Source organism: Allobosea sp. BK604, assembly GCF_004341515.1.
In the GTDB taxonomy this organism is placed as follows: domain Bacteria; phylum Pseudomonadota; class Alphaproteobacteria; order Rhizobiales; family Beijerinckiaceae; genus Allobosea.
On record NZ_SLZF01000001.1, the window covers coordinates 33,503 to 57,499 of the forward strand.

The 23,997-nt window shown below is 67.3% G+C and carries 23 protein-coding genes; 4 read left to right on the plus strand and 19 right to left on the minus strand.

What is annotated here, in order from left to right; genetic code table 11:
• Nucleotides 1-134: 134 nt before the first annotated feature.
• Nucleotides 135-1,148 carry an aldo/keto reductase gene (locus EV560_RS00145; protein ID WP_131852808.1) on the minus strand — a complete coding sequence of 338 codons (1,014 nt, stop codon included), beginning with the start codon at nt 1,146-1,148 and terminating at the stop codon, nt 135-137.
• 164 nt (nt 1,149-1,312) lie between these two features.
• Here EV560_RS00145 and fliK point away from each other — a divergent pair, with 164 nt between their 5' ends.
• The 3 genes from fliK to EV560_RS00160 are packed head-to-tail and all read left to right on the plus strand — an operon-like array spanning nt 1,313 to nt 4,454.
• Nucleotides 1,313-2,995, plus strand: coding sequence for a flagellar hook-length control protein FliK (gene fliK, locus EV560_RS00150; protein WP_131852810.1), 1,683 nt, complete (start codon nt 1,313-1,315; stop codon nt 2,993-2,995).
• Nucleotides 2,992-3,285: an EscU/YscU/HrcU family type III secretion system export apparatus switch protein gene (locus EV560_RS00155; RefSeq protein WP_131852812.1), complete on the plus strand. Its 294-nt coding sequence runs from the start codon at nt 2,992-2,994 to the stop codon at nt 3,283-3,285. The genes fliK and EV560_RS00155 overlap by 4 nt, the downstream gene beginning before the upstream one ends.
• The gene (locus tag EV560_RS00160; protein WP_131852814.1) at nt 3,282-4,454 is read left to right on the plus strand and encodes a GNAT family N-acetyltransferase; all 1,173 of its coding nucleotides are present in this window, start codon (nt 3,282-3,284) and stop codon (nt 4,452-4,454) included. The genes EV560_RS00155 and EV560_RS00160 overlap by 4 nt, the downstream gene beginning before the upstream one ends.
• Here the strand turns inward: EV560_RS00160 and EV560_RS00165 are convergent.
• A complete protein-coding gene (locus EV560_RS00165; RefSeq protein ID WP_131852816.1) occupies nt 4,405-5,373 on the minus strand; it encodes a hypothetical protein in 969 nt (322 codons plus the stop codon). The two genes, EV560_RS00160 and EV560_RS00165, sit on opposite strands and share 50 nt — an antisense overlap.
• 139 nt (nt 5,374-5,512) lie before the next feature.
• Here EV560_RS00165 and mog point away from each other — a divergent pair, with 139 nt between their 5' ends.
• Nucleotides 5,513-6,058 carry a molybdopterin adenylyltransferase gene (gene mog / locus EV560_RS00170; RefSeq protein WP_131852818.1) on the plus strand — a complete coding sequence of 182 codons (546 nt, stop codon included), beginning with the start codon at nt 5,513-5,515 and terminating at the stop codon, nt 6,056-6,058.
• 116 nt (nt 6,059-6,174) lie between these two features.
• Here the strand turns inward: mog and EV560_RS00175 are convergent, their stop codons facing one another.
• The 17 genes from EV560_RS00175 to EV560_RS00255 all read right to left on the minus strand — a co-directional run bounded on the left by EV560_RS00175 (nt 6,175) and on the right by EV560_RS00255 (nt 23,838).
• Nucleotides 6,175-6,744, minus strand: coding sequence for a glutathione peroxidase (locus EV560_RS00175; RefSeq protein WP_131852820.1), 570 nt, complete (start codon nt 6,742-6,744; stop codon nt 6,175-6,177).
• Nucleotides 6,745-6,933: 189 nt separating this feature from the next.
• On the minus strand, nt 6,934-7,317 hold the full coding sequence (locus EV560_RS00180) for a response regulator (protein WP_131852822.1): 384 nt from the start codon (nt 7,315-7,317) through the stop codon (nt 6,934-6,936).
• A 10-nt stretch (nt 7,318-7,327) separates the two neighbouring features.
• Nucleotides 7,328-8,431 carry a chemotaxis-specific protein-glutamate methyltransferase CheB gene (cheB, locus tag EV560_RS00185; RefSeq protein ID WP_131852824.1) on the minus strand — a complete coding sequence of 368 codons (1,104 nt, stop codon included), beginning with the start codon at nt 8,429-8,431 and terminating at the stop codon, nt 7,328-7,330.
• Complete coding sequence (locus tag EV560_RS00190; RefSeq protein WP_131852826.1) at nt 8,431-9,024, minus strand: chemoreceptor glutamine deamidase CheD; 594 nt, start codon at nt 9,022-9,024, stop codon at nt 8,431-8,433. Before EV560_RS00190 ends, cheB begins: the two co-directional genes overlap by 1 nt.
• Nucleotides 9,021-9,869 carry a CheR family methyltransferase gene (locus tag EV560_RS00195; protein WP_131852828.1) on the minus strand — a complete coding sequence of 283 codons (849 nt, stop codon included), beginning with the start codon at nt 9,867-9,869 and terminating at the stop codon, nt 9,021-9,023. The genes EV560_RS00190 and EV560_RS00195 overlap by 4 nt, the downstream gene beginning before the upstream one ends.
• A gap of 23 nt (nt 9,870-9,892) precedes the next feature.
• A complete protein-coding gene (locus EV560_RS00200; RefSeq protein WP_131852830.1) occupies nt 9,893-11,878 on the minus strand; it encodes a methyl-accepting chemotaxis protein in 1,986 nt (661 codons plus the stop codon).
• A gap of 71 nt (nt 11,879-11,949) precedes the next feature.
• On the minus strand, nt 11,950-12,459 hold the full coding sequence (locus EV560_RS00205) for a chemotaxis protein CheW (protein WP_165923247.1): 510 nt from the start codon (nt 12,457-12,459) through the stop codon (nt 11,950-11,952).
• Between the two features lie 2 nt (nt 12,460-12,461).
• Complete coding sequence (locus EV560_RS00210; protein WP_165923248.1) at nt 12,462-14,813, minus strand: chemotaxis protein CheA; 2,352 nt, start codon at nt 14,811-14,813, stop codon at nt 12,462-12,464.
• 18 nt (nt 14,814-14,831) lie between these two features.
• Nucleotides 14,832-15,191, minus strand: a complete 360-nt coding sequence (locus EV560_RS00215) for a response regulator (RefSeq protein ID WP_207907927.1) — start codon at nt 15,189-15,191, stop codon at nt 14,832-14,834.
• A gap of 5 nt (nt 15,192-15,196) precedes the next feature.
• Entirely contained in the window at nt 15,197-15,478 is a 282-nt protein-coding gene (locus EV560_RS00220) for an STAS domain-containing protein (RefSeq protein ID WP_165923249.1), read from the minus strand.
• Nucleotides 15,479-15,666: 188 nt separating this feature from the next.
• Complete coding sequence (locus tag EV560_RS00225) at nt 15,667-16,134, minus strand: response regulator (RefSeq protein WP_131852837.1); 468 nt, start codon at nt 16,132-16,134, stop codon at nt 15,667-15,669.
• A gap of 82 nt (nt 16,135-16,216) precedes the next feature.
• Nucleotides 16,217-17,671: a methyl-accepting chemotaxis protein gene (locus EV560_RS00230; RefSeq protein ID WP_131852839.1), complete on the minus strand. Its 1,455-nt coding sequence runs from the start codon at nt 17,669-17,671 to the stop codon at nt 16,217-16,219.
• 83 nt (nt 17,672-17,754) lie between these two features.
• Nucleotides 17,755-18,630 (minus strand): DMT family transporter, encoded by an 876-nt coding sequence (locus tag EV560_RS00235; protein ID WP_207907928.1) that lies wholly within the window; start codon nt 18,628-18,630, stop codon nt 17,755-17,757.
• 32 nt (nt 18,631-18,662) lie between these two features.
• Complete coding sequence (locus tag EV560_RS00240) at nt 18,663-20,270, minus strand: ABC transporter ATP-binding protein (protein ID WP_131852841.1); 1,608 nt, start codon at nt 20,268-20,270, stop codon at nt 18,663-18,665.
• Nucleotides 20,270-21,106, minus strand: a complete 837-nt coding sequence (locus EV560_RS00245; RefSeq protein ID WP_131852843.1) for an ABC transporter permease — start codon at nt 21,104-21,106, stop codon at nt 20,270-20,272. Before EV560_RS00245 ends, EV560_RS00240 begins: the two co-directional genes overlap by 1 nt.
• Nucleotides 21,103-22,080, minus strand: coding sequence for an ABC transporter permease (locus EV560_RS00250; RefSeq protein ID WP_131852845.1), 978 nt, complete (start codon nt 22,078-22,080; stop codon nt 21,103-21,105). Before EV560_RS00250 ends, EV560_RS00245 begins: the two co-directional genes overlap by 4 nt.
• Before the next feature lie 201 nt (nt 22,081-22,281).
• Nucleotides 22,282-23,838, minus strand: a complete 1,557-nt coding sequence (locus EV560_RS00255; RefSeq protein ID WP_165923250.1) for an ABC transporter substrate-binding protein — start codon at nt 23,836-23,838, stop codon at nt 22,282-22,284.
• Nucleotides 23,839-23,997: the final 159 nt, after the last annotated feature.

The window sequence follows — 23,997 nt, forward strand, 5'->3', positions numbered from 1 at the left end:
AAGCCCATGCGAAACAGGAAGCTAGAGCATCGGACCGAAAAGTGGAATCCATTTTTCGGGCCAATCCGATGCCAGATCAAAGGGATAGATCGCCACTTTGCGTCCGAAAGGACGCGCGGCGATCTAGACCGTCCTCACCCGGTTTTCCGCGCCGCCCGCCCCTCGATCGGATAGGACGGGTCGTTATAGCCTGGCGTCGAGGGATGGCCCGTCGGCACGAGCTCATCGACCAGCGCCTCGTCCTCGGCCGTGAAATCGGCGTCGAGCGCGGCCAGATAGGCCTGCCATTGCTCGAAGGTGCGCGGCCCGGCGATCGCCGATGTCACCAGCCTGTTGTTGAGCACCCAGCCCACCGCGAACTGCACCGGGGTCAGGCCTCGCTTGGCGGCATGGTCACGGATCGTGCGGGCGATGATCAGCGATTCCTCGCGCCATTCCGTCTGCATGATGCGCTTGTCGGCGCGGCCTGCCCGCGTGCCTTCCGGCGGGGTCTGACCCGGCTCGTATTTCGCCGTCAGCACGCCACGCGCCAACGGCGAATAGGAGGCGACCCCAAGCCCGTAGAAGCCACAGGCCGGGAGGTGCTCGACCTCGGGCATGCGGTTCATCGCGTTGTAATAGGGCTGGCTGACCACCGGCCTGTCGATGCCGAGTTCGTCGCAGAGCCGGCAGATCTCGGCGACGCGCCAGGACCGGTAGTTCGAGACGCCGAAATGCCGGATCTTGCCCTGGCGCACGAGATCGCCCACCGCCCGCACCGTCTCCGCCAGCGGCACTGTGTGGTCCTCCTTGTGGAGGTAGTAGATGTCGATGAATTCGGTGCCGAGCCGGCGCAGGCTGTCGTCGCAGGCCTGCATGATCCATTTGCGCGACAGGCCGGCCTGGTTCGGGCTCGGCCCCATCACGTTGGCGACCTTGGTCGCTAGCACCCAGTCATGCCTTTGGGCGGCAATGGCGCGGCCGGTCACCTCCTCGGAACGGCCATCGTTATAGACATCGGCCGTGTCGATGAAGTTGATGCCCGCATCGCGCGCCGCATCGATGATCCGGCGCGACTCGGGCTCATCGGTCGCGCCGCCGAACATCATCGTGCCCAGGCACAGTGGCGAGACCTTGAGACCGGAGCGGCCAAGCTGGCGATAGTTCATAGGAGTTGTTCCCGAGAGTTCTGGGCGCAACCTGCCCCAGGCGAGGCTGCCGCGCCAGCGCGCCCGGCGCAGGTTCGCTCCGCGGCCGGCCCAAGCCCCCCCGAGCAAGGAAATCCTTAAGCTTTCATGGGAAGCTGCCGCATTGTCGCCATGGCCGTTACCCGATGAATCTCGCCGCGCTCGTCCAGAGCCAGACCTTCGCCACGCTGCTATCCGCGCTCGCCAGCGAGAGCGGGATCGCGGTCGGCAAGACGCTGGAAGCGCGGCTGCTCACGCTCGACGATGAGGGCAACGCGACGGCGCTGGTCAACGGCGTCAAGATTGCCCTCGTCCTGTCCGGGCCAGAGGCGAAGCAGGCGCCGCTCCAGCCGGGCACGACGCTGACCCTGCGGATCGACGCGCCGGACGAAGCCGGCGGCGCCCTACGCGCCACCTTGATCGAAACCCGTCCACCCGCAGCCGGGGTAGCGACGCCACCGCAGCAGGCGCCCGTCGACGGCGCGTTGCCGGGCCGTGGCGCGGCGCCAGCCCCGACGCCAACGCCCATGCCTGCTGGCGGCACCCCGTCATCAGCACCGGCCGGCAGCCCTGTGGTCCAGCCTCCAGTTGGACAGGCTCCCGCCTCGCCCCAGCTTGCGCCCGCCGCCATCATCCTCGCTGGCCGCCCGGCGCCGATCGCGCAGCCTCCACAGGCCGAGAGCATGGGGCCGGCCGTCATCGTCGCGCCGCGTCCCGTTCAAGGGCCCCAGCCAGCGGCAGCGGGCACGGCCGCGCAAACATCTCCCGCTGCGCCGGCCGCCCCGGCGACCTCGCCACGTGCCCTGGCCGGACCGCTGCTCGGCCAGGCCCTCGGCCGACAGGATTCGCTCGCGCCGCTCTTCGCGAATCTGCGTCAGCTCGCCAATGGCTCGGTCTCGCTGGTGCTGCCAAAACCTCTGCTGCAGGTGGCCGAACAGATCCTCGCGCAGGCCGTGCCGGCCGAGCGCCGGTCGATTACGCAGCAGGTGCTGCAAGCCGCCGTCGCCCGCTCCGGCCTCTTCCTCGAAGCGCACGAGGCCTCAACGGCGCCAATGCGCCAGGCCGATGGCGGCGGCAATCCACCTGCGGCGAGCATTGGCCCGCAGCTCGATCTCAAGGCCGGCCTGCGCGCCCTCAAGGACATGCTTCAGCCGCTGGTCGAGCCAGAGTTGGCGCGGGCCGCTCCCAGGGACTTGGCGCGCGCGACATTGGCGCGTGCCCTTGTCGGCGAGGCCTATGGCGCCAACCAGGAGCAGCAGGCGCCCCGCCCTGCGCCGCCGCGCCGCGACGGCACGCTCGCGCCGCAGCCGATCGCCGAGCCCAGCCTTGCCGCCGGGGAAAAGCCGGTCGTCATCGCCCAGACCCTGCTGGAGCAGACCGAGGCAGCGCTCGACCGGGTCAAGCTCGCGCAGTTCGCCTCACTGCCGCCGGAAGGTCCGCGCGCCGAGGCGCAGCAGAATGCCCGCTGGCTTACCGAAATCCCCCTCGCCTTCCAGGCCGGGACCGCGATCATGCCGCTGCAGATCGAGCGCGACCCGCCTCAACGCAGTCCGAACGGCGCCGAGGGACCAGTCTGGCGAATGCGCTTCGCCTTCGATGTTGAGCCAATGGGCCCGCTTCAGGGCGTCGTCACATTGCAGGGCCGCGCCGTCGGCGTCTCGCTCTGGGCCGAGCGCGAGGAAACGAGCCAGGCACTAAGAGGCGCGGTGCCCGATCTTCAGGCCGCCCTGGCCATTGCCCAGTTCGAGGACGGCACGGTCGATATCCATACCGGCCAGCCGCAGGCACGGCCAGCCGGCGCCGGACAATTCCTGGACCGCCTGTCATGACGACGCCCCTGCCGCAGCAGATCGCCGTCGCGCTCGAATATGACGGCCAGAACGCGCCGCGCGTCACTGCCAAGGGCCGCGGCGAACTCGCCCAGCGCATCATCGAGACGGCGCGCGAGCATGATGTCGAGGTCCAGGAGAATGCGATCCTGGCCCAGGCGCTCTCGGCGGTCGAGCTCGACGACCAGATTCCAGAGGAACTCTATCGCGCCGCGGCGCAAGTCATCGCCTTCGTGCTGTCGCTGCGCGGCGAGTTACGGCCACGCAAGCGGAGCGGCGAGCCATCTTGAGCGCCGATATCGTCGTCAGACGGGCGCGCCTCGCCAATTATGTCGGGCTCAGCCAGGCCTTCGCGGAGCTGAGCCGGCACGCCGTCGAGCCCAATCCACATATGTCACCAGCGGCTCTATCCGCCACGACCCTGCTCGTTCCCGAGGAGGAAATCGTCATCCTCTGTGCCTGGCGCAGCGAGGCGCTGGGATCGGAGAGTCTCGCCGGCGTCTGGGCCTTCCGGCGCCAGCGCGATTGGCGCAGCGGCTTCGCCACCGTGCTCACGGCGCCCCTGATCCCGCTCTACGAGGTCTCGTCGCAGCCGGTGCTCGACCGCGACCATGCCGAGGATATCGCGCTCGCCATGCTGCGCCATCTCCTGGCCTCCAGCGATCTGCCGAAGATACTCGCGCTGCCCCTGCTGCCGCTGGAGGGTCCGTGCCACGCCGCGCTCATCGAGGCGATGCGTATCACAGGCAGCCGCCTCACCAGCTACGAGACCTGGCAGCGCCCCGTCATGGTCGCCCAGCCCGGGGACGATGCCGAGCGCTATCTCCGCCGCGCACTGGGCTCCAGCTACAAGAAGCGCATGCAGCAATTCCGGACGATCGGCAAAAGCGGCTCGGTCTCGTTCGGGCGCCGGCGCGGCAATGCCGCCCGCGAGGCCTTCGAGACCTTCCTCTCGCTCGAGGCCGCCGGCTGGAAGGGCGAGGCAGGCAGCGCCATCGCCTGCCTGCCGGAGGTCTCGGCCTATTTCCACCGGCTGGTCGACCTCCTGATCGCGCAGGATGCAGTGCTGATCGATGCGCTCCTGCTCGACGGCAAGCCGATCGCCATGGGCCTTCTCGTCGAGAGCGGCGGCGCGCGCTTTTTCCTGAAGATCGCCTATGACGAAACACAGGCACGCATGTCGCCCGGACGGGCGCTGACCATCGCCATGCTGCAGGCCGATTTCCGCGATGGGCCGCCCGCTTTCTTCGATAGCGGCGCCGGCGACGGCGTCGATGCCGGAACCTATGTCTGGGGCGAGCGCCGGCAGATGGCGAACACGATCCTGACAATCGGCGGCGCGATCCCGAGCCGCGCCCATCTCGCCGCGAATGCCCGGATGTGGCTGCGAAGGCTGCGCAGCCGGGCGCTCAAGCCAGGCCGAGCCGGGCCAGGATCCAGCGGCCCAGCTCGGGCTTGAAATGCAGATTGTCGATCCAGAAGCGCGAGGAGCCATGCGCCGGGTCGAAATCCTCGAACGGATGGGCATCGACGAGATCGTGCAGCGTCAGGCCCTTCGCGGCCGCAAGCGCTGCGACCTCAGCGCGCCAGCGCGCAAGCTCCTCCGCGCGTCCGCCTTGCGCGATCAGGTGGCGCTGGGCCGCACACATCGGCGAGAGATAGAGCGACAGCTCCAGGCCCGATAGCTGCGTCAGGGCCGTATCGAGATCGCGCAGCCGCTCCGGCCGATACGCCATCGCGGCGATATCCTGGGCCGTCGCGACACGTTGCGTCAGCGCCGCATCGAAATCGGGCGTGATCTTGAAGCCGTCGCCGCGCCACTCGCCGGGCTCGGTGCGGGCCTGCCCTCGGCGGGCAAGACGCTCGATCGCATCCGGGTTCAGCACAGCGCCGGCGAACGCCTCGAGACGGCCGGAGCGCGTCGCCAGTGCCGGCCGCAGTGGCGGAGGCGGCGGCATCCGCGTGAACATGAAATAGTCGAGCCCGAGCACGACGCGCCGAACGCTGCCGACATCGACGATCAGCGCCGCCATGGTCGGCAGCTCGGCCGCCATCAACGAGGAGATGCCGGCATTATAGGCCGGTTGCGGCGCCTGCCTTGAAAGGTCGTGCGGATCGAGGCCGCGATAGACCACGGACGAGCCGATGAGCACGGTCCCTGGCCTGATCCGGGCCAGTTGCAGCGGCTTGACCAGGCGCATCTCGACATCGAGCAGGCGGCTCGCGCCCATCCCGTCACGCGTCCAGGGCGGCGCCTCGCGAAACACCCAGAGCGGGTCACGCCAGAGCGTCAGGCCGCTCATGAGCGCGAGGATGACGGCGATCGTGATGCCGAAAGCAGCTGCGAAGCCTGCGCCGGTTGGGCGCGCCGTCTTCATGGGCTGTCCGGCAGTCGCGATCATCGCCTGCGCGGTAGCAGATCGACGCGCGCGGCGCGAGCCGGGTCGCGCGGCCGCCCTGCATTGACCGGAGCGGCCGCCTGTCCGATACCCGCTGCAAGGCAACCGGCGATGGACCATGACCAGCGAGATCAAGATCGGCATCGTCACCGTCTCGGACCGGGCCTCGGCCGGCATCTATGCCGATGAAGGCGGCCCCGCCATCCAGGAGTATTTCACGAGGGCGCTGACCTCGTCCTGGACCCCCGTGGCGCGCGTCATCCCGGACGAGCGCAAGCTCATCGCGCAGACGCTTGCCGCGCTCGCCGATAACGAGGGCTGCTGCCTGATCGTCACCACCGGCGGCACCGGCCCGGCACCGCGCGACGTCACGCCTGAAGCGACCGAGGATGTCGTCGAGAAGCCGATGCCGGGCTTCGGCGAGCTGATGCGCCAGGTCAGCCTCGCCAAGGTGCCGACCGCGATCCTCTCGCGGCAGACCGCCGGCATTCGCGGCAAAGCGCTGATCGTCAATCTGCCCGGGCGGCCGCGCGCCATCGCCGAATGCCTCGACGCGGTGATGCCGGCGATCCCCTATTGCATCGACCTGATCGAGGGGCCCTATCTGGAGACGGACCCGGCCGTGATCGTCGCCTTCCGGCCGGGTCAGAAGCCGAAGGCCTGACAGGCGCCAGAGCATTTTCGAGCGAAGTGGATACCGATTCGCGTGAAGAAAATGCGTTAGAACAAAGGGATAGAGAATTATCGCGCTTCGGAGAGGCGCGGAAATTCTCTAAGTGCTCAGGCCGCGTGGAGCTGTTGGCCGATCGCGCGTACGAGTTGCTGGCTGACGGGATCGGTTCCTGCCGCAAAGCCGCCGACGAGATCGCCGTCACGGCCGATCAGGTATTTATGGAAGTTCCAGGTCGGAACCTCTGCCGGCCGCCGAGCCGCCGCCCAGCGATAGAACGGATGGGCATCTGGCCCGCGCACGGTCGATTTCGCCGCGAACGGATAGGTCGCACCATGGACCTGCCGCGCCGACTCCGCGATCGCCATGCCCTCCAGCGGCTCCTGCCCACCGAAATCATTGCTCGGCACGGCGAGCAGCATCAGGCCACGGCCCGAATAGCGCTGCCAGAGCTGCTCCAGCGAAGCGAACTGTCCGGCATAGCCGCAATTGGTGGCGGTATTGACGATCAGGATCGGCTTGCCGCGATAGGCTTCGAGCGCGATGCGCCCGCCTTCCAGCCGGTCGAAGGCGAAATGATAGGCGTCGGGCGCGTCCGGCCCCGGGACCGATACGGCGAGCGCCGGGCTGACAGCCAGCCCGCCGATCAAGCTCAGCACGTCACGACGAAGCAGCGACATGGCCTGCTCTCCAGAATCCGACCGTTCCCCTTGTGCGGCGCATACTGCCCCAAATGAAAGCGCCCCGCAGCCGTGTGGCCGGGGGCGCCGGATCACAATGGTGAGATCGCTCGACCGGCGGTCCCGGCCCTTATCCTGAACAGCGATCGCGCCGCTCCTCAGGACAGGGGCCGAGGATGCCGGACAATCTCAGCAGGCCAGGACCTTCTTCACCCGCACTTCCAGGTCGCGCAGCTCGTAGGGCTTCACGACGTAATGGTCGGCGCCGTTGGTCGTGGCCTCGTCCATCTTGTCGACCGAGCGCTCCGAGGTCGCCATGATGATCTTGATCTGGTTCAGCTCGGGCACTGAGCGGATGGCGCGCAGCAGGTCGATGCCGCTCATGCCGTCCATGTTCCAGTCGAGCAGCAGCAGGTCGTAGCGCTTCTGCTGCATCTTCATCAGCGCCTCGCGGGCATTCTCGGCCTCGTCGATATCCTGGAACTCGATCTGCTTCAGGAAGTAGGTCGCAAGCCCGCGCATGCTCTTCTGGTCGTCGACCACGAGGATCCGGTAGTCGCTTCTGGCCTTCATCTCGCTCTCCTCAGGCGCTGCGCTGATGCGGGCGCTCGCCGATCAGATGGCCGACGGCGGCGCCGATCTGGTCGAGCGGCACGACTCGCTCGGCGGCGCCGATCTCGAATGCTGCTTTCGGCATCCCGTTTACCACACAGGTTTCCCCACTTTGGATTAACGTAGCGGCACCGTTTTTCCGCATGGCTAACAATCCGTCAGCACCATCGCGCCCCATGCCGGTGAGCAGCACGCCGACCGAATGGGCGCCGACGCTGCGGGCCACCGAATGGAACATCACATCGACCGAGGGCGAATGTCCGCTGACCAGCGGGCCCTCCTTGAGCACGCAGGTGAACTCGCCGCGCCGCTCCTCGATCTCGAGATGGCGCGGCCCGCCGGGAGCGACCACCGCCATTCCCGGTTTTAGGCGCTCGCCATCGCTCGCCTCGCGCACGTCGAGCCCCGTCGCCGCAGTCAGGCGCGCAGCGAATTTCGCGGTATAGCCCGGCGGCATATGTTGCACGACGACGATCGGGATGCGCAGCTGGGCAAGATCGCGCATCACCACCTGCACGGCCGGCACACCGCCGGTCGAGGCGCCGATCGCGATCAACGAGACGCGGCCCGCGGCGCGGGCAGGCTCGCGCATCGGCGCAACCCGCTCCGGCGCCGTCTCGCGCACCACCGCCTCGCGCGCCATGGCGAAGATGCGGCGGCTGGCCGAGGCGCGCTGCAGCGCCGCGACCAGATGCTTCATGAAACCTTCGAGCGTATGGGTCTGGCCGTCGGGCTTCTCGATGAAATCGACGGCGCCGAGTTCGAGCGCCTGCAGGGTGTTGTCGGCGCCCGGCCCGCCAAAGGCCGAGACGATCAGTACCGGCAGCGGATCCTGCTTCATCAGCCGCGCCAACAGCTTCAGCCCGTGCCGGCCCGGCAACTCGAGATCGAGCGTCACGACATCGGGCCTGAGCTCCTGGATCGCATCCCAGCCCTCCTCCGCGCTGCCGGCGACACCGATCACCTTGAAGCCGGGCGCAGAGTCGACGATCTGCGTCATCAGCTTCTGCATCAGCACGGAATCGTCGACGACGAGGACTTTCACCGGGCCGGAGGAGGAGGTCGGCATGCTCATCACCAGATCTCCACTTCGCCAGCCACGGGCTGGGTCTTGAGCCGGTTGAGATAGGCGACTTCCTGCTCGTGCTCGCTGCTGCGCGCGCTCGGCTGGACATGCTGCACCCAGGCCCGGCCGGTGGCGGGCTGGTAATGGATGCGCCGCGAGCGCGTGCCGCCGACATCCTTGGAGACGATCGGGATGCCCTCGCGATTGAGGAAGTCGAGCACGAAGGCGATGTTGCCGTCGCCGATCGCGAGCATGGTCGCGCCCGAGAGCACACGTGCCCCGCCGAAGACCTTGGCTTCGAGATGGCCGCGCTTGGCACCGCGCTTCATCAGCCCGTTGATCAGCACTTCCATGGCGGTATCGCCATAGCGCTCGCCGGCCGAAGCGTCGTTGCCGCCATTGTTCTTGGGTAGCAGGAAATGGTTGAGGCCGCCGACGCCAACCTGCGGATCACGCATGCAGACGGAGATGCAGGAGCCGAGCACCGTCGCGACGATCTCGTCCTTGGCCGCGGTGATCTCATGCTCGCCGGGCGCGACGGTGATGATCGTCGCTTCGAAGCGCGGGTCGAAATAGCGCCGAGAGGACCGGACCGTGCTCATGGGGTTCTCTCGTAGATCGTGCGTCCGATGAGCCTGAGCTGCGGATGCGGTTGGGGAAGCGATTCGGAATGGCCGAGATAGAGGAAGCCGCCCGGCGCAAGCAGCGTCACGAAGCGGTCGAGGATCGCCGCCTTGGTCTGCGTATCGAAATAGATGAAGACGTTGCGGCAGAAGATCACGTCGAACGGGCCGCGCATCGGCCAGGTCTCGATCAGGTTCAGCCGCTTGAAGGCGATCAGCCGGCGGAGCTCGTCGCTGATGCGGCCCTCGCCACGGCCGGCCCCGCCATCGAGCTTGAGCAGCGGCTTGATATCGCTGGGCAGGCGCTCGAACAGCTCCAGCGGGTAGATGCCGGCCTCGGCGCGATCGAGGATATCGGTGTCGATATCGGTCGCCAGGATGCGGAAATCGAGATCATGGCGCGAGCCGAGCACGTCACGCGACACCGCCGCGATGCTGTAGGGCTCCTCGCCCGACGAGCAGGCCGAGGACCAGATCCGGATGCGCCCGCGCCGACCGCCGCGCTCCTGAACCAGCTTCGGCAGCACGTCCCGGCGCAGATGGTCGAAATGGTGCCGTTCGCGGAAGAAGGCGGTGTGATTGGTCGTGACGGCGTTGATCAGCTCGGGGATCTCGCTGGTGGCCGCCGGCGTCTTCAGGAAGGCGCAGTATTCCGCGACCGAGCCGAGGCCGAGCGCCTTGACGCGACGTGACAGACGCCCGCGCGTCATCGCCTCCTTGTGCTCGCGGATGACGATGCCCGCATGCTCGTAGACGAGCTTCGCGATGAAGCCCATGTCGTCGCGGGAAAGGGTCGTCTCGTGAATGATCTGGGGAGCGAGCATCAACGCAACTCTACAGCCATGGTCTAGAACTCGGCCCAGTCATCGGCCCGGCCGGCCCCGGCGGCGCGACGCCGCGGTGCGCCGCGGGCCTGTTGCGGCGCGGGCTCGGTCCGGCGCGGCTCGAAGCGGCGCGGCTGCGCCTGCTCGGCCAGCGCCGCGGCGGCGAGCCGCTGCAGGCGGGCGGGCTCGCCCGGCATCCGGTGGCGGGCAGGAATGGCCTCGGCGGTCTCGGTGCGGAAGAAGGCGACGAGCTCCCGCAGCGTCGCGATCTCGCCCATCAATTCGGTAGCCGAGGAGGCGCTCTGCTCGGCCAGTGCTGAATTCTGCTGGGTCATCTCGTCCATATGGGCGACGGTCTGGCTCATCTCCTCGATGCCATGGGCCTGTTCGGCGCTGGCGGAGGAAATATCGGCCACAGTGGCCGAGACCTTGCCGGCGGCGGCGACGATCCGCTCCAGCGCCGCGCCGGTCGAGCGCACGAACTTGACGCCCTCGCCGACCTGCTCGTTCGAGGAGACGATCAACCCCTTGATGTCCTTGGCCGCCTGGCTTGAGCGCTGCGCCAGCGCCCTCACCTCCGACGCGACCACCGCGAAGCCCTTGCCAGCCTCGCCCGCGCGCGCCGCCTCGACCGCGGCATTAAGCGCCAGCAGGTTGGTCTGGAAGGCGATGTCGTCGATCACCGAGACGATCTCGGAGATGCGTCCCGACGAGTTCTCAATACGCTCGATCGCGCCAACGGCCTGCGAGACCACGGACTTGCCGTCATTGGCGACGCTCATCGCCTCGCCGGCGAGCGAGGTCGCCTCGCGCGAGCGGCTCGCGCTCTGCTTGACCGAAGCCGCCAGTTGCTCGGTCGTGGCGGCGGTCTCCTCGAGGCTCGTCGCGGTTTCCTCGGTTCGCTTGGCGAGGTCGCCTGCTCCGGCCGTGATCTCACCCGCGGTGCGCGAGACATTGCCCGCGGTTGCCTGGATGGTCGAGACCGTCTCGCCGAGATGGGCGAGCGTGCCGTTGAGGCTCTGCTTCAGCTCGCCGAAGCGACCGCGATAATCACCGGCCATGCGCTGGGTCAGATCGCCCTCGGCAAGGCTGCCCAGCACCTCGGCGAATTCGCCGACTGCGCCGTCGACCAGCGCATTGATCTGGTTCATGCCCTCGGCGATGCGGGCGAGCGCCTCGGGCTTGCCGGCGAGCGGGATGCGGCGCGAGAAATCGCCCTCGACCGCGGCCGAGAGGACATCGGCGACCTCATTTGCGGCGGCGAGCTCGTCGGTCAGCTCCAGCCATTCGACGGAGGTGCCGAGCCGCTCGCCATTGGCGTGCAGGACCGGGCTCAGCGTCAGCGAGACCGTGCGGCGGCCGAGCGCGAAGCGCGTGTTGCGCGCAGCGTCGACCTGCCCGAAGAACGGCTCGCGATAGACCACGTCCATCACCCGGCCCAGCATGTCCTTGGCCGAGCAGCCCGGGAAAGCGGCGCGGAAATCCTCCTGCGCCTCGGTGAAGAATTTCAGCAGGGAGTTGTTGACGTAGACGACCCGGTTCTGCCCGTCGCAGACCATGACATTGGTGCGGCAGCCATCGAGCGCCGCGCGGATACGGGCGGCCTCGACGCCGGCTTCGTGGATGCTGGTCATGGCCCGCGCCAGCTCGCCGATCTCGTCGCGCCGGGTCAGGCCGGGAATGGCGACGATCTCGCCCTGCGCCAATTGGCCGACGGCATCGCGCATCGCCTCGATCGGCCGGTAAATCGTGCGGGCGGCGAGCCAGCCGACAATGCCGATCCCGGCCAACGCGGCGGCACTGATCGTCAGCATCTGCGGTCCGGCGGCGCTGACGGCGCCCTGGATATCGGCAGCGCTCAGTCCGAGCTGGGCAAGATCGTTCAGCCGGCTCCAGGCGACATGATACGCCGCGGCGCCCACCGCGCCGCCGGCGACGAATGCCGCGCCGAGGAACATCAGCGGCAGCTTGACCGAGAGTCGCGAGAGGAAACCGAGCGCGCTGCCCATGCTGGAGACGTTTCTTTCTCGCGCCCGGTTCTGGGCGCGACGAGTTCGGTATACGCGGTTCCCTACGCCGGTCAGGCCGCGCGCGTCTGCCGCGCGGCCGGCGCCTCGGCGCCGCCGTCACGGATCACGGCCGCGAGGTCGAGCAAGGCGACGATCTCGGTGTCGAGCAGGACGAGGCCTTCGATCAGGCCATGCTCGTCGCGCTCCAGGTCCGGCGCAGGACGAACGGCGCTGACCGGCACGTCGACGATGTCGGAGACCGAGTCGACCAGCAGGCCGGCCGTCTTGTCCTCGACATCGACGACGACGATGACATGGGTCGCGGTCGCGTCGGTGACACCGAGTCCGATCGAGGTGCGCAGGTCGTAGACCGCGAGGATGACGCCGCGCAGGTTGAGCACGCCGCGCACATGCGGGGCCGCATGCGGCAGCGGCGTCGTCGCCTGCCAGCCCTTGATCTCGCGGACCATGCCGACATCGATTCCGAAGGTCCGGTCGCCGACGCGGAAGGTGACGATGCGGCGCGCCGCCGATTCAGGCTGCGCCGACGAGAAGTGCTTTTCGCCGAGAGGGAGGGTCATGTTCATCCAGCCATTTTCAGTTCGGTGACGGGTTGGCGGCCGCCGGATGCCGCCAGTCGCAGCATCGAATCGACGTCGAGGATGAGAGCGACGAGACCGTCGCCGAGAATGGTCGCGGCGGAGGCGCCGTTGACCGTGCCGTAATTCGCCTCGAGGCTCTTCACGACCACCTGCTGCTGGCCGACGATCTCGTCGACCGCGATGCCGACATTCCCGCCGCGCTCGGTCTCGGCGATGATGATGATGTTCTCGTCGGGCTTGCCGGACGAGCCCATGACCGCGCCGAGCCGGTAGAGCGGCGTGACTTCGCCGCGCCAGCGCAGGACTTCCTGGCCGAAGGTCAGGTGCTCGATCGGCGTGTTGGAGAGATGCTGCGTCTCGATCACGCTCGCGATCGGGATAACGTAGCGATCCTCGCCGCAGCGGATCACCATGCCTTCGAGCACGGCCAGCGTCAGCGGCAGGGCGAGCGTGAACTTGCAGCCGCGGCCCGGCTCGGAATCGACGCTGATGCGCCCGCCGAGCGATTCCACGTTGCGGCGCACCACGTCCATGCCGACGCCGCGGCCGGAAATGTCGCTGACCGCCTCGGCCGTCGACAGGCCTGCGGCGAAGATGAGCTGGTCGACCTCCTCGGGCGCAAGCTTTTCGTCGGCCCCGACGAGACCGCGCGAACGCGCCTTGGAGAGCAGCTTGTCGCGGTTGATGCCACGCCCGTCATCCGTCACCGAGATGACGATACGGCCGGCGCGATGCTCCGCGATCAGCTTGATCGTGCCTTCCGGTCCCTTGCCGGCGGCAATGCGCTCGTCCGGGGTTTCCAGGCCATGATCCATCGAGTTGCGGATCATGTGGGTCAGCGGATCGGCGAGCTCCTCGATGATCGTCTTGTCGACCTCGGTATTCTCGCCCTCCAGCACCAGCCGGACTTCCTTGCCGAGCGTCTGTGCCAGCTCGCGCACCAGGCGCGGCATACGCTGGAACACCGCCTTCACCGGCTGCGCGCGCACGGCCATGACATGGTCCTGCAGCTCGCGCGTCTGGCGCGACAGGGTCAGGATGCCTTCGGCCGTCTTGGCGTAGACGTCATAGGGCAGCGAGCGCACGCATTCGACCAGCATGGACTGGGTGATCACGATCTCGCCGACGAGGTTCATCAGCTTGTCGATACGGTCGAGATCGACGCGCACGCTGACGGCTTGGCGCTGGCGCGCGGCGGCGGCGTCATTGGCCGGCGGGCGGATGGCCGGGCGCGGCGCGGCGGCCGGCTGGGCCGCGGCCACGACCTGCGTCGCCACCGCCGGCGCGGGGGCGATATCGGGCTGTTCGGCCGGCTCCGGAGCCGGGCCGAGCTTGGCCAGGATGGCGGAGAGGTCGGCGGCGACGTTCTGCGGCACCTCGGAGGCCACGGCAGGCGCGGCGAGCTCGGGCTCGACATCGTCATTGGCCGGCATCGCCGCGATCTCGATCTCGAACTCCTCGGCGGCGAGGGTGAAATCGAACTTGCCGTGGATCTCCTCGACCGACATCTCGGTGTGCAGCACCACCGTGAAGCGCATCCAGCAATCGCTGACGTCGAGCGTCTCCAGCGACGGCACGCGGCTCATGTCGCAGGTGACGGAGACGACATCCTCAGCCGGCAGCGCGGCGAGCGCGACGCGCGGCTCGATCACCCGGCGGAACAGGTCGCTGTCGGGATGGATATGCAGGCGGACCTCGCGGCCGGGGCGCGTCGGCGGCGCAGCCGCGGCGGCCGGCTCGTCATCCCAGCCCGTATCGGCCGCGGCACTGGCCGCGCCGGTCTTGGCTTCGACCATCGCGAGCAGGTTGCCGAGGGCGGCGATACCGAGAGGGGCATCATCGGCCTTGGCCGACTCGGACTTGGCGGGAGCGGCGGCCTTGGCAGGCGCAGGGGCAGACTTGGCGGGGGCGGTCGGCGCGGGAGCTGCAGCGACAGGCGCGGGAGCGGCTTTCGCAGCACCACCGGCTTGGCCGACCTCCGCAAGCGCCTCGAGCAGATCGGGGCGCGGCCGCGCCGGCTCGTCGTTGCGGGCGGCGGAGACCAGATCGGCGACTGCGTCCGAGCAGCGCAGGAACAGGCTGAAGGGCGCGTCCTCGATGGCGACGCGGCCCGAGCGCAAATGATCGAGCGAAGCCTCGAAGACATGCGCGAAAGAGACGAGCTCGGTGCAGCCGAAGGCCCCGGCTCCACCCTTGATCGAATGGATCGCACGGAAGGCGGCGTTAACATCTTCCGGATCGACAGAGCCCTCGTCGAGCGCCTGCAGCTTTTGCTCCAGCGCGCCGAGGAGTTCCTCGCATTCCTGGAAGAAGGTCTGTTTGAGTTCCGCCAATGGATCCACGGCCTGGCCTCAGTTCTGGTAACGAGCGACGAGGCCGAGCAGGGTGTTGGGCTCGAATGGCTTGACCATCCAGGCGCTGGCGCCGGCGCGCCTGCCTTCGGCCTTGATCTCGGCGCCGTTTTCGGTGGTCAGCACGATGATCGGCGTGTTCTGGCCGGCCGGGCGGGCGCGGCAGGCGCGGGTGAACTCGATTCCGTCCATCAGCGGCATATTGAGGTCGGTGATCACCAGGTCGGGCTGGAACTTGTCGAACTGGACCAGGCCTTCCTCGCCGTTCTCGGCCGACGCGACCTCATGCCCGGCATTCCGCAAAGTCAGGCACAGAAGACTGAGCAGCGTCTTGGTATCGTCGATCGCCAGAATTCGCATCGAAATCACTCCACAACGAGGGCGCTTTGGGCGGGATCGAACCCGATCGCCTGCAAGGATTTGCGGCATTCCTCGGAAGCCGCTCGCAGCGTCACGGTAAGCCCCTTAGCTTTCGCGCTGCTTGCGGCGGAGTGCAGCAGCTGGATCCAGAGGCTGGGTAGAGGTCCGGCTTCGGCGCATTCGACGGCGATGCTCTCCTTCTGCTCCAGCGCAACAAGCAATTGGTTGCGGAACGTGGCTGCCTCGGAGCGGCCAAGGAAAGGCGGAAGAGAGACTGTGATGAGCACGGCAGCGCGACCTATGATTGGCGTGCCGAGGATCGCGTCAAATTGGTAAAGATTTCGCTAATTTGGCTCCGTAGCGTCAACCTTTTAGGCAAGCATGCGGCAGGAAAATGATGCCCGGGGCACCGGCGTGGCCAAACGGCCGGCATGCCGGCCCGAACCGATGGGGAAACCACGCGCAAGACCGCCGCTCAGAACATCGCGTTGCTGATCGCGCGCGGCACCAGCGTGATGCTGCCGTTCAATTCCTTGTACTTCCGCGGGATGTTGATGATGCCCGAAAGATGCGCCCAGAGATTATTGGGTGAGATCGGCTTGGTGATGATTTCATGCGCGCCGAGCTTGGCCGCCTGGATGACGGAGCGACGATCGGGACGCTCCATCATGATCAGCACCGGCGCCTTGGCGAAGGGCGACGTCTTGAAGGAGCGGATCGAGGCCAGGCATTTGACGCTGCCGGAATCCGGCAGATCCCAATCGAGGATCACGATGTTCGGCTGCTTCTGGATGAAGGTGGTCGCCGCCGACGACAGGTCGGACGCCTCGAAGATGCGATGGAGCTGCGCCTGATAGAGCATCGTCCGGATGATGCGCCGGTAATGCGGGCTGGGATCGATCAGCAGCACCGAGAGATTGGGGAATGACGGCGCGATATGCATGACGCGGGCTCGGATACTCTACACAACATGACAGCGCCGGCGCCGGCTGATCCGGCCGCGGCGAAATATGGTTCCCTCGGGCTCAGGCCGTCAGGCCGAAGCGGAACGCCCCCCAGTGGCGGCCCTTGACCCGGATCGGAGCCGACAGGTCCTCCATCACCAGGAACTGGCCGCCGCCCATGTCGCGGCGATAGGTCTGTAGCAGGAACGGCTTCTGGTTGCGCGCCGCCGCAAGCCCGGTACGATCATTGAAGATGCGCCGGTTGCGGCAATTGGCGTTGTTCCAGACCGGGTCTGGCCCCTGTGCCTGCGAATATTTGCGGTTATGCGTCGGCAGGAAGCCATTGCGGTCCACGGCGGCGCAGAACACGATGCGCTTGTCCGAGCCGAGCAACTTTTCCTGGATCGGCGGCAGCAGTCGGTCGGTGAGCGCGACGAAGCGCGTCATATGCTGCACCGGATCGGTGCCAGGAATCGGCCGATAAGCCTCGTCGAACAGATCGGCGCCTTGCAGCTCGCCGCGCGCCAGCGCGCCCTCGAACAGCTCGCCGATCGTCTGCGCGGTCGCCATCGCCGTCGCGATCAGCTCGGACTGCGCCGTGCGCACGCCGGAGGCCGCGATCGAGCCGAGGATCGCCTCGCTGATCGAGACCAGTGAATCCGCCCGGTGCGAGGCCTGCTCGAGATCTCCGCTCGACTGATCGACACCCGCGACCAGCACCCTCAGATCCTGCCCAGCCTTGGCGAAGGCGATCGCGTTCTCGCGCGTCGGGTTCGAGATCGCATCGATATCGCCGATCAGCTCGACGACGGAGCGGCCGAAACTGTCGAGCTCGCCGATCTGCTGCGAGATCCCTCGGCTTTCCTCGCTCGCGCGGCGGGCCGCTCCGGCATTCTCCGCGCTTCGCCGCGCCAGCTGGTCGACCGCCTCGACCAGCGCGTCGAGCTGCCTCGTGCTGGCCGACGTTGCCTCGCGCGTCTGCTCGGCGAGCTGCTTCACCGCCGCGGCGATAACGGCAAAGCCCCGTCCCGCCGCACCGCTGCGCGCCGCCTCGACGCCGGCGTTGATTGAGAGCAACTGGATCTCGCGGGTGATCGCCTGGATCGCATCGCTGGATTCCCGCGCCCGATGCGCATTCGCGACAGCGTCCGCCAGCGCGGCCGAAATCGCTTCGGCGCCATGGGTGAGCGTCTCGATATCGCCTTGCGCCGCATTGAGCCCTTGCCGGACCGCGCCGGTGACGCGCTCCAGGCCGCTCCTCACCACCGAAGCGGTCTTCTGTGCCTCTTCGGCCGATTGCTGGATGGCGCGATTGGCCTGCGACACCTGCTCGACCGCCACCACGACCCGGTGCAGCCCTTCGGCCTGGCCGTCGAGCTGCTGGGTGACATCGCCGATTCGGCCGGAGATATCGGTGATCTCGATTCCGAGCTTGCCGAAGCGCTCGGCGATCTCGCGGATGGCGCGCTCCGCCGCGCCGCCATGCGACAGGTCCTCGTTGGCCGGCTCCGGCATCCTGAGTGCCTGTGCGTGCATGACGACGGGTTTCCCTTCGGAAGAGGCCTCCGTCACCTTACGGAAACGCGGTAAATCAGCGGTTAATCGGCCTTTCCACCGGTTTACGCCTTGGTTCGGCGCGGGATCATGATCGTGCTCGAGGCCGCGATCACCAGCACGAGGCCGATCCAATCCGTCGCCGTCGGCCGCTCGCCGAGCAGCAGCACCGAGCCGAGCACGCCGACCGCGGGAACCATCAATGTCCCGAGACTGGCGACCCCGGCCGGCAACCGCGCGATCACCACGAACCAGAGGAAATAGGCCAGCGCCTGCGCGCCGACGATATGGAAGCCCAGCGCGGCCAACACATGCGGCGACAGCCGTTTCGGGACCGGGAGCCCTTCGAAGACCAGCATGCCGATGCCGGCCGTCACCCCCCCGATCAGCAATTGCCAGGCCGCCACCGTCACGGCCGGCGCAAACACCGGCCAGCGCTTGGTGACGATCGTCCCCAGCGCCCAGCTCACGCTGGCGACGAGCGCAAACGCAAGACCCAGCGAGAACGCGCCGCCGACGATCAGCGGCAATCCGAGGCAGGCAAGGCCGGCCACACCGAGCGCCAGCCCGATGACGCGGCGGCGGTCGAACGCCTCGCCGAGCACGAGGCGCGCCAGCAGTGTCGCCCAGATCGGCATGGTGAAGGTCAGGATCGCGGCGCGCGAGGTCGGCGCCGCCAGTTGCGCGAAGGCGAGCAGAACATTGAACGCGGCGATCGAGAGAAATCCGGCAACGAACAGCCGTGCCCATTCCTTGCGCGGAACGAAAAGCGGCACGCCCCGCGCACAGGCAACCGCGACCAGCACCAGACCTGCGAAGGTCATGCCACCCGCCCGCAAGGTCCAGGGCGCGATCTCGGTCAGCGCGATCCGCACCGCCGGCCAGTTGAGGCCCCAGAGCAGCCCGAGCAACGGAACGAGCATGAGTGAGCGAGTAGGCATCTGCGGGCTCACAGTTGAAGGGCCGTTCTCGCTCAAGGCCCGAACCGTCCGCTGCCCGGCACGGCGGCGAGAAGCTGGCGTGTATACTCGTGCTGCGGGCTGGCGAAGAGCGCCTTCGTCGGGCCGCTCTCGACGATCCTGCCGCGCTGCATAACGGCAATGCGGTCACAGGTCTGTGCCGCGACCCGCAGGTCATGCGTCACGAACAGGATGGCGAGGCCGAGCCGCTGCTGGATGTCCTTGATCAAGCTCAGGATCTGAGCCTGCACAGACACGTCGAGCGCCGAGACCGCCTCGTCCGCCACCAGCACATCCGGTTCGAGCGCGAGCGCCCGCGCGATGCCGATGCGCTGGCGCTGACCGCCGGAGAATTCATGCGGATAGCGCTCGATCGCATTGGCCGACAGGCCGACCAGCTCCAGCAACTCCTGCGCTCGCATCAAGGCCTGCTTGCGCGGCGTGCCATGCGCCACCGGCCCGTCCGAAATGATCCGCCCGATCGTCTGGCGCGGGTTGAGCGAGGCGAACGGGTCCTGAAAGACCATCTGGATGCGCTTGCGCTGCTGCCGCAGCGCCGTGGATCCGAGATCGCTGAGCGTGAGATCGCCGAGCATGATCCTGCCGCCATCGGGCTCGATCAGCCTGAGGCAGCAGCGCCCGACCGTCGACTTGCCCGAGCCGGATTCGCCGACGAGCCCGAGCGTCTCGCCCTTGGCCAGCGTGAAGCTGACATCATCGGCCGCCTTCACCTCACGCGCGGCCCGGAAGAAGGAGCGCTTGCGATAGGTCTTGCCGAGCTTCTCGACACTGAGGATCGGCGTCGTATCGGCCAACGCCGGGCGCTCCGGCGGCGTCAGCGACGGCACGGCCGCAAGCAGCCGCTTCGTATATTCACGCGCCGGCCGCGACAGCACCTCGTCGCTCGTCCCCTCCTCGACCAGCCTGCCATGCTGGAGCACGGCGATACGGTCGGCGATCTCGGCGACGACACCGAAATCATGGGTGATGAACAGAACCGCCGTGCCGTGCTTGTGGCGAAGATTGTCGAGCAGCTTGAGGATCTGCGCCTGGGTGGTGACGTCGAGCGCGGTCGTCGGCTCGTCGGCGATCAGCAGCCTGGGTTCGAGCGCCAGCGCCATCGCGATTATGACGCGCTGGCGCTGCCCGCCGGAGAGCTCATGCGGATAGGCCTTGGCCAGCCGCTCCGGATCGGGCAGGCCGACCTCGGTCAGCAGCGCGATGGCGCGGGCATGGCGCTCCGCCTTGCCGTGCAGCCGATGGGCCTCGAAGGTTTCGACGATCTGGTCCGCGACCCGCATCACCGGGTTGAGCGAGGTCATCGGCTCCTGGAAGATCATGCCGATCTCGCGGCCGCGCACGTCCTGCATCGCCTCCTCGTCGAGCGCGAGCAGGTCGCGCCGGCCGAGACGGATCGCGCCCGCGACCGGGTTAACCGCCTTCGGCAGGAGCCCCATCACGGCATGCGCGATCATCGACTTGCCGGAACCGGATTCTCCGACGACGCAGAGCGTCTCGCCCGGCGCGATCGCGAGCGAGACATCCTCGACCGCATAGGGACGGTCGGCCATGGCCGGCAGGGCGAGCCGCAACCCCTCGATGGCGAGGACAGGATCCGCCATCACTCCCTCCCCCGCGCCAGGCGCGGGTTGAGCGCGTCGTTCAGCCCCTCGCCGGCAAGGTTGAGCGCGAGCACGGTGAGGAAGATCGCGATCCCCGGAAAGAAGCTGATCCACCAGGCGTCGATCAGCCGGGTGCGGCCGGCGCCGACCATGTAGCCCCAGCTCATCAGGTTCGGGTCGCCCAAGCCGAGGAAGGAGAGCGAGGATTCAAGCAGGATGGCCGAGCCGATCATCAGCGAGCCCATCACGATGATCGGCGCGATCGTGTTCGGCAGCACCTGGCTGAGGATGATGCGCGGCGTCGACTGGCCGATGGTGACGGCGGCCTGGACATATTCGCGCGTCTTCAATGAGAGCACCTCGCCGCGCACCAGCCGCGCGACCGGCGGCCATGAGACGACGCCGATGGCGAGCACGATCGAGCCGAGCTGCGGCTGCAGGATCGCGACCAGCACGATCGCCAGCGCGAAGCTCGGAATGGTCTGGAAGAACTCGGTGAAGCGCATCAGCGCATCGTCGACAAACCCGCCCGCATAGCCGGCGATTGCGCCGAGCGGCACGCCGATCAGGAGCGCGACCAGAGTCGACACGATGCCGATCATCAGCGAGACCCGCGCCCCGTGGACAAGGCCGGCGGCGATATTGCGCCCGAGCGTGTCGGTGCCGAGCGGGAAGCGTTCCATGACGAAGGGCGCCAGGAACGGCCGTGCCACGGGGCGCCAGGGCGATTGCGGATAGAGAATGGGCGCGAGCAGCGCGAAGACCAGGACGACCAGCAGGATGAGAAGCCCGATGACCGCGCCGCGATTGCGGGCGAAGCGCTTGAGAAAGCTCATGACGTCGCCTCGATGCGCGGGTCGGCCAGCCGATAGACGAGATCAGTCAGGATGTTGAAGCCGACGACCATGGCCGAGGAGATGAAGAAGACGCCGAGCAGCACCGAATAATCGCGCTGCACCAGCGCATCGAACATCAGCCGGCCAATGCCAGGCCAGGCGAAGACGGTCTCCGTCAGCACCGCGCCGCCGACGAGCTGGCCCGCCTGCAGACCGGCCAGCGTCACCACCGGCAGGATCGCGTTGCGCGCCACATGCCGCCGCGAGACGATCGACGGCGAAAGCCCCTTGGCGCGCGCCGTCTTGACGAAATCGGCCCCGGCGACCTCGAGCATCGAGGCCCGCATCATCCTGGCATAGAGCGCCGTGAAGAACAGGCCGAGCGTCAGAGCCGGCAAGACGAGATGCTGGCCGATATCGAGTGCCCGCGACAGCCCGGTGTAGTTCGCACCGATGGTCTCGAAGCCGACATTCGGCACAAGGCCGAGCTTCAGCGAGAAGACGATCTGGCTCATCAGCGCGATCCAGAACAGCGGCGTCGCGTAGAAGACGAGCGCCAGCGTGGTGATGGCGCTGTCCTGCCAGCGCCCTGCCCGCCTCGCCGCCATCGCGCCCATCAGCGTGCCCAACCCGAGCGAGACGAGAAAAGCCGCGCCGGTCAGCAGCAAGGTCGCCGGCAGCCGGTCGAGGATGAGGTCGAGCACCGGCTGCTGCTGGCGATAGCTGAAGCCGAGATCGAAGGTGAGATAGCCCTTCAGGTAGATCCAGAGCTGGTGCAGCAGCGGCTGGTCGAGCCCGAAGCGCTCGCGCAATTGCTCCAGCAGCTTGGCATCGGCCGCCCCCGCCTCGCCGGCCAGAACCTGCGCCGGATCGCCCGGCGCAGCCCGGATCAGGAAGAAGTTCAGGATGGCGATGGCGAAGAGGACGACGATCCCCTTCGCCAGCCTTCCGGCGAGGAATTGGGCAAGGTTCATTCAAGGCATCCGGAACGCCGCCTTTCCTTCTCCCCCTGCGGGAGAAGGTAGCAGCGCGCAGCGCTGACGGATGAGGGGTCGCGCGATGTTTGCAGTGTCGGCGCATGACGGGCCCGGCGTTCGGTAGGCGCAGCGCGACCCATCATCCGGCGCTGCGCGCTACCTTCTCCCGCAGGGGGAGAAGGCAAGCAGCCGGCCACGTCACTCCTTCCAGGCATCCCTGAACCCGTCATTCACGCCGATGCCGGTCGTCACCAGATTCTTGATGTTGCAGCGCGAGATCGTCGGGAAATCCATCTCGAGCAGCCAGAGCACAGGCAGCTCGTCGGCGAGGATCTTCTGGATCCTGGTATAGAGTTCCTGGCGTTCCTTGTCGGTCGGCGCGACGGCCGCGTCGGCGAAGAGCTTGTCGACCTCGGGATTCGCGTAGCCGCCGACATTGGCGAAGGGATTGCCCTTGGCGATGTTGGTCGAGACATAGGAGCGCGCCACGCCGGTCGCCGGGTCGCCGAGCTGGTAGAGGAAGTTGAAGTTCAGGTCGAAATCCCAGTTGCTCGCCTTCTGGGTCCAGCCGGGCACATCGGTGTTCTCGATCTGAACCTTGACGCCGACATCCTCGAAATTCTGCTTGATCGCCTCGCTCCAGCGGCTCCAGGTCTCGCCATAGGGCAGGTTGAGCAGCTTGATCGTCTCGCCCTTGTAGCCGGAGGCCTTGATCAGTTCCTTCGCCTTGGCCGGGTCATAGCTGTATTTCGGCACATCGGCCGAATAGAACTTGGTCTTGGACGAGATCGGCCCGGTCGGCAGCTTGCCGAGCCCACCCCAGACCACATCCTTTCCGAACTCGCGGTCGATCGCGTACATCAGCCCCTGGCGGAACTGCTTGTTGCCGAGAATGCCGTTGCGCACATTCGGGGTCAGCCAGGCGTGGGGTGCGAACATCTCCCAGCCCTTGGTGGTCACGCAGGTATTCGGCAGCTTCGCCAGCCGCGCGACATCGTAGACATCGACCGAACCGCCGGTCAGCACATCGACCTTGCCGGTCTCATAGGCAACGGCGCGAGCCGCCGCATCGGGAATGATCTGCCAGTAGATCTCGTCGAGATAGGGCCGGTCCTTCAGCCAGTAATTCTCGTTGCGGACGAGATGGATGTAGGAGCCCTTCTTCCATTCCCTCAGCTTGAACGGCCCGGTACCGATCGGCGTGTTGTTGGCCGGGTTGGCGCGGTAATCGGTGCCGTCATAGATGTGCTTCGGGATCATCGGCGCCGAAGCGACTTCCTGTGACAGGATCATCGGCCCGAAGGGCTGCTTCAGCGCGATCCTGACGGTGAGGTCGTCGAGCTTCTCGATCTTGTCGACCTGGCTGGTGACGATCGGGCGCCAGCGCGGATGCACCTCGCGCAGGAACTTGTCGAGCGTGAAGACGACATCGTCGGCCGTGAACGGCTTGCCATCATGCCAGGTCACGCCCTCCTGCAGCTTGAACGTATAGGTCTTGGCGTCGGGCGAGATCTCCCAGCTCTTGGCGAGCGAGGGCTGCGGATTGAGCTTCTCGTCATAGCGCAGCAGCGATTCATAGATATTGCCGGCGACCATGTTGGTCGGGCCGTTCTGGTTGAGCCCCTGCATCAGCATCGGCGGCTCGGGCTGGACCACGACATGCACGGTGCCGCCCTTTTTCGGAGTCTGCGCATGGGCCGCGCCGAGCGCCAGCACGGAAGCGGCGAGCACCAGGCCAAACCTCGATCCCATCATCTGCTTCTCCCCTGCTCGCTGAATGCGCCACCTGTCCGGCTGGCTGCGGCTTGAGGCAATGCCACCCGATCAGCAGCCGATTAGCAAGCTCCGCGCCAAGAGGATCCGGGATGGGAAAAGCAGCACGGGAAACCGAGTCCGGCTCGGCGTCAGGCAACG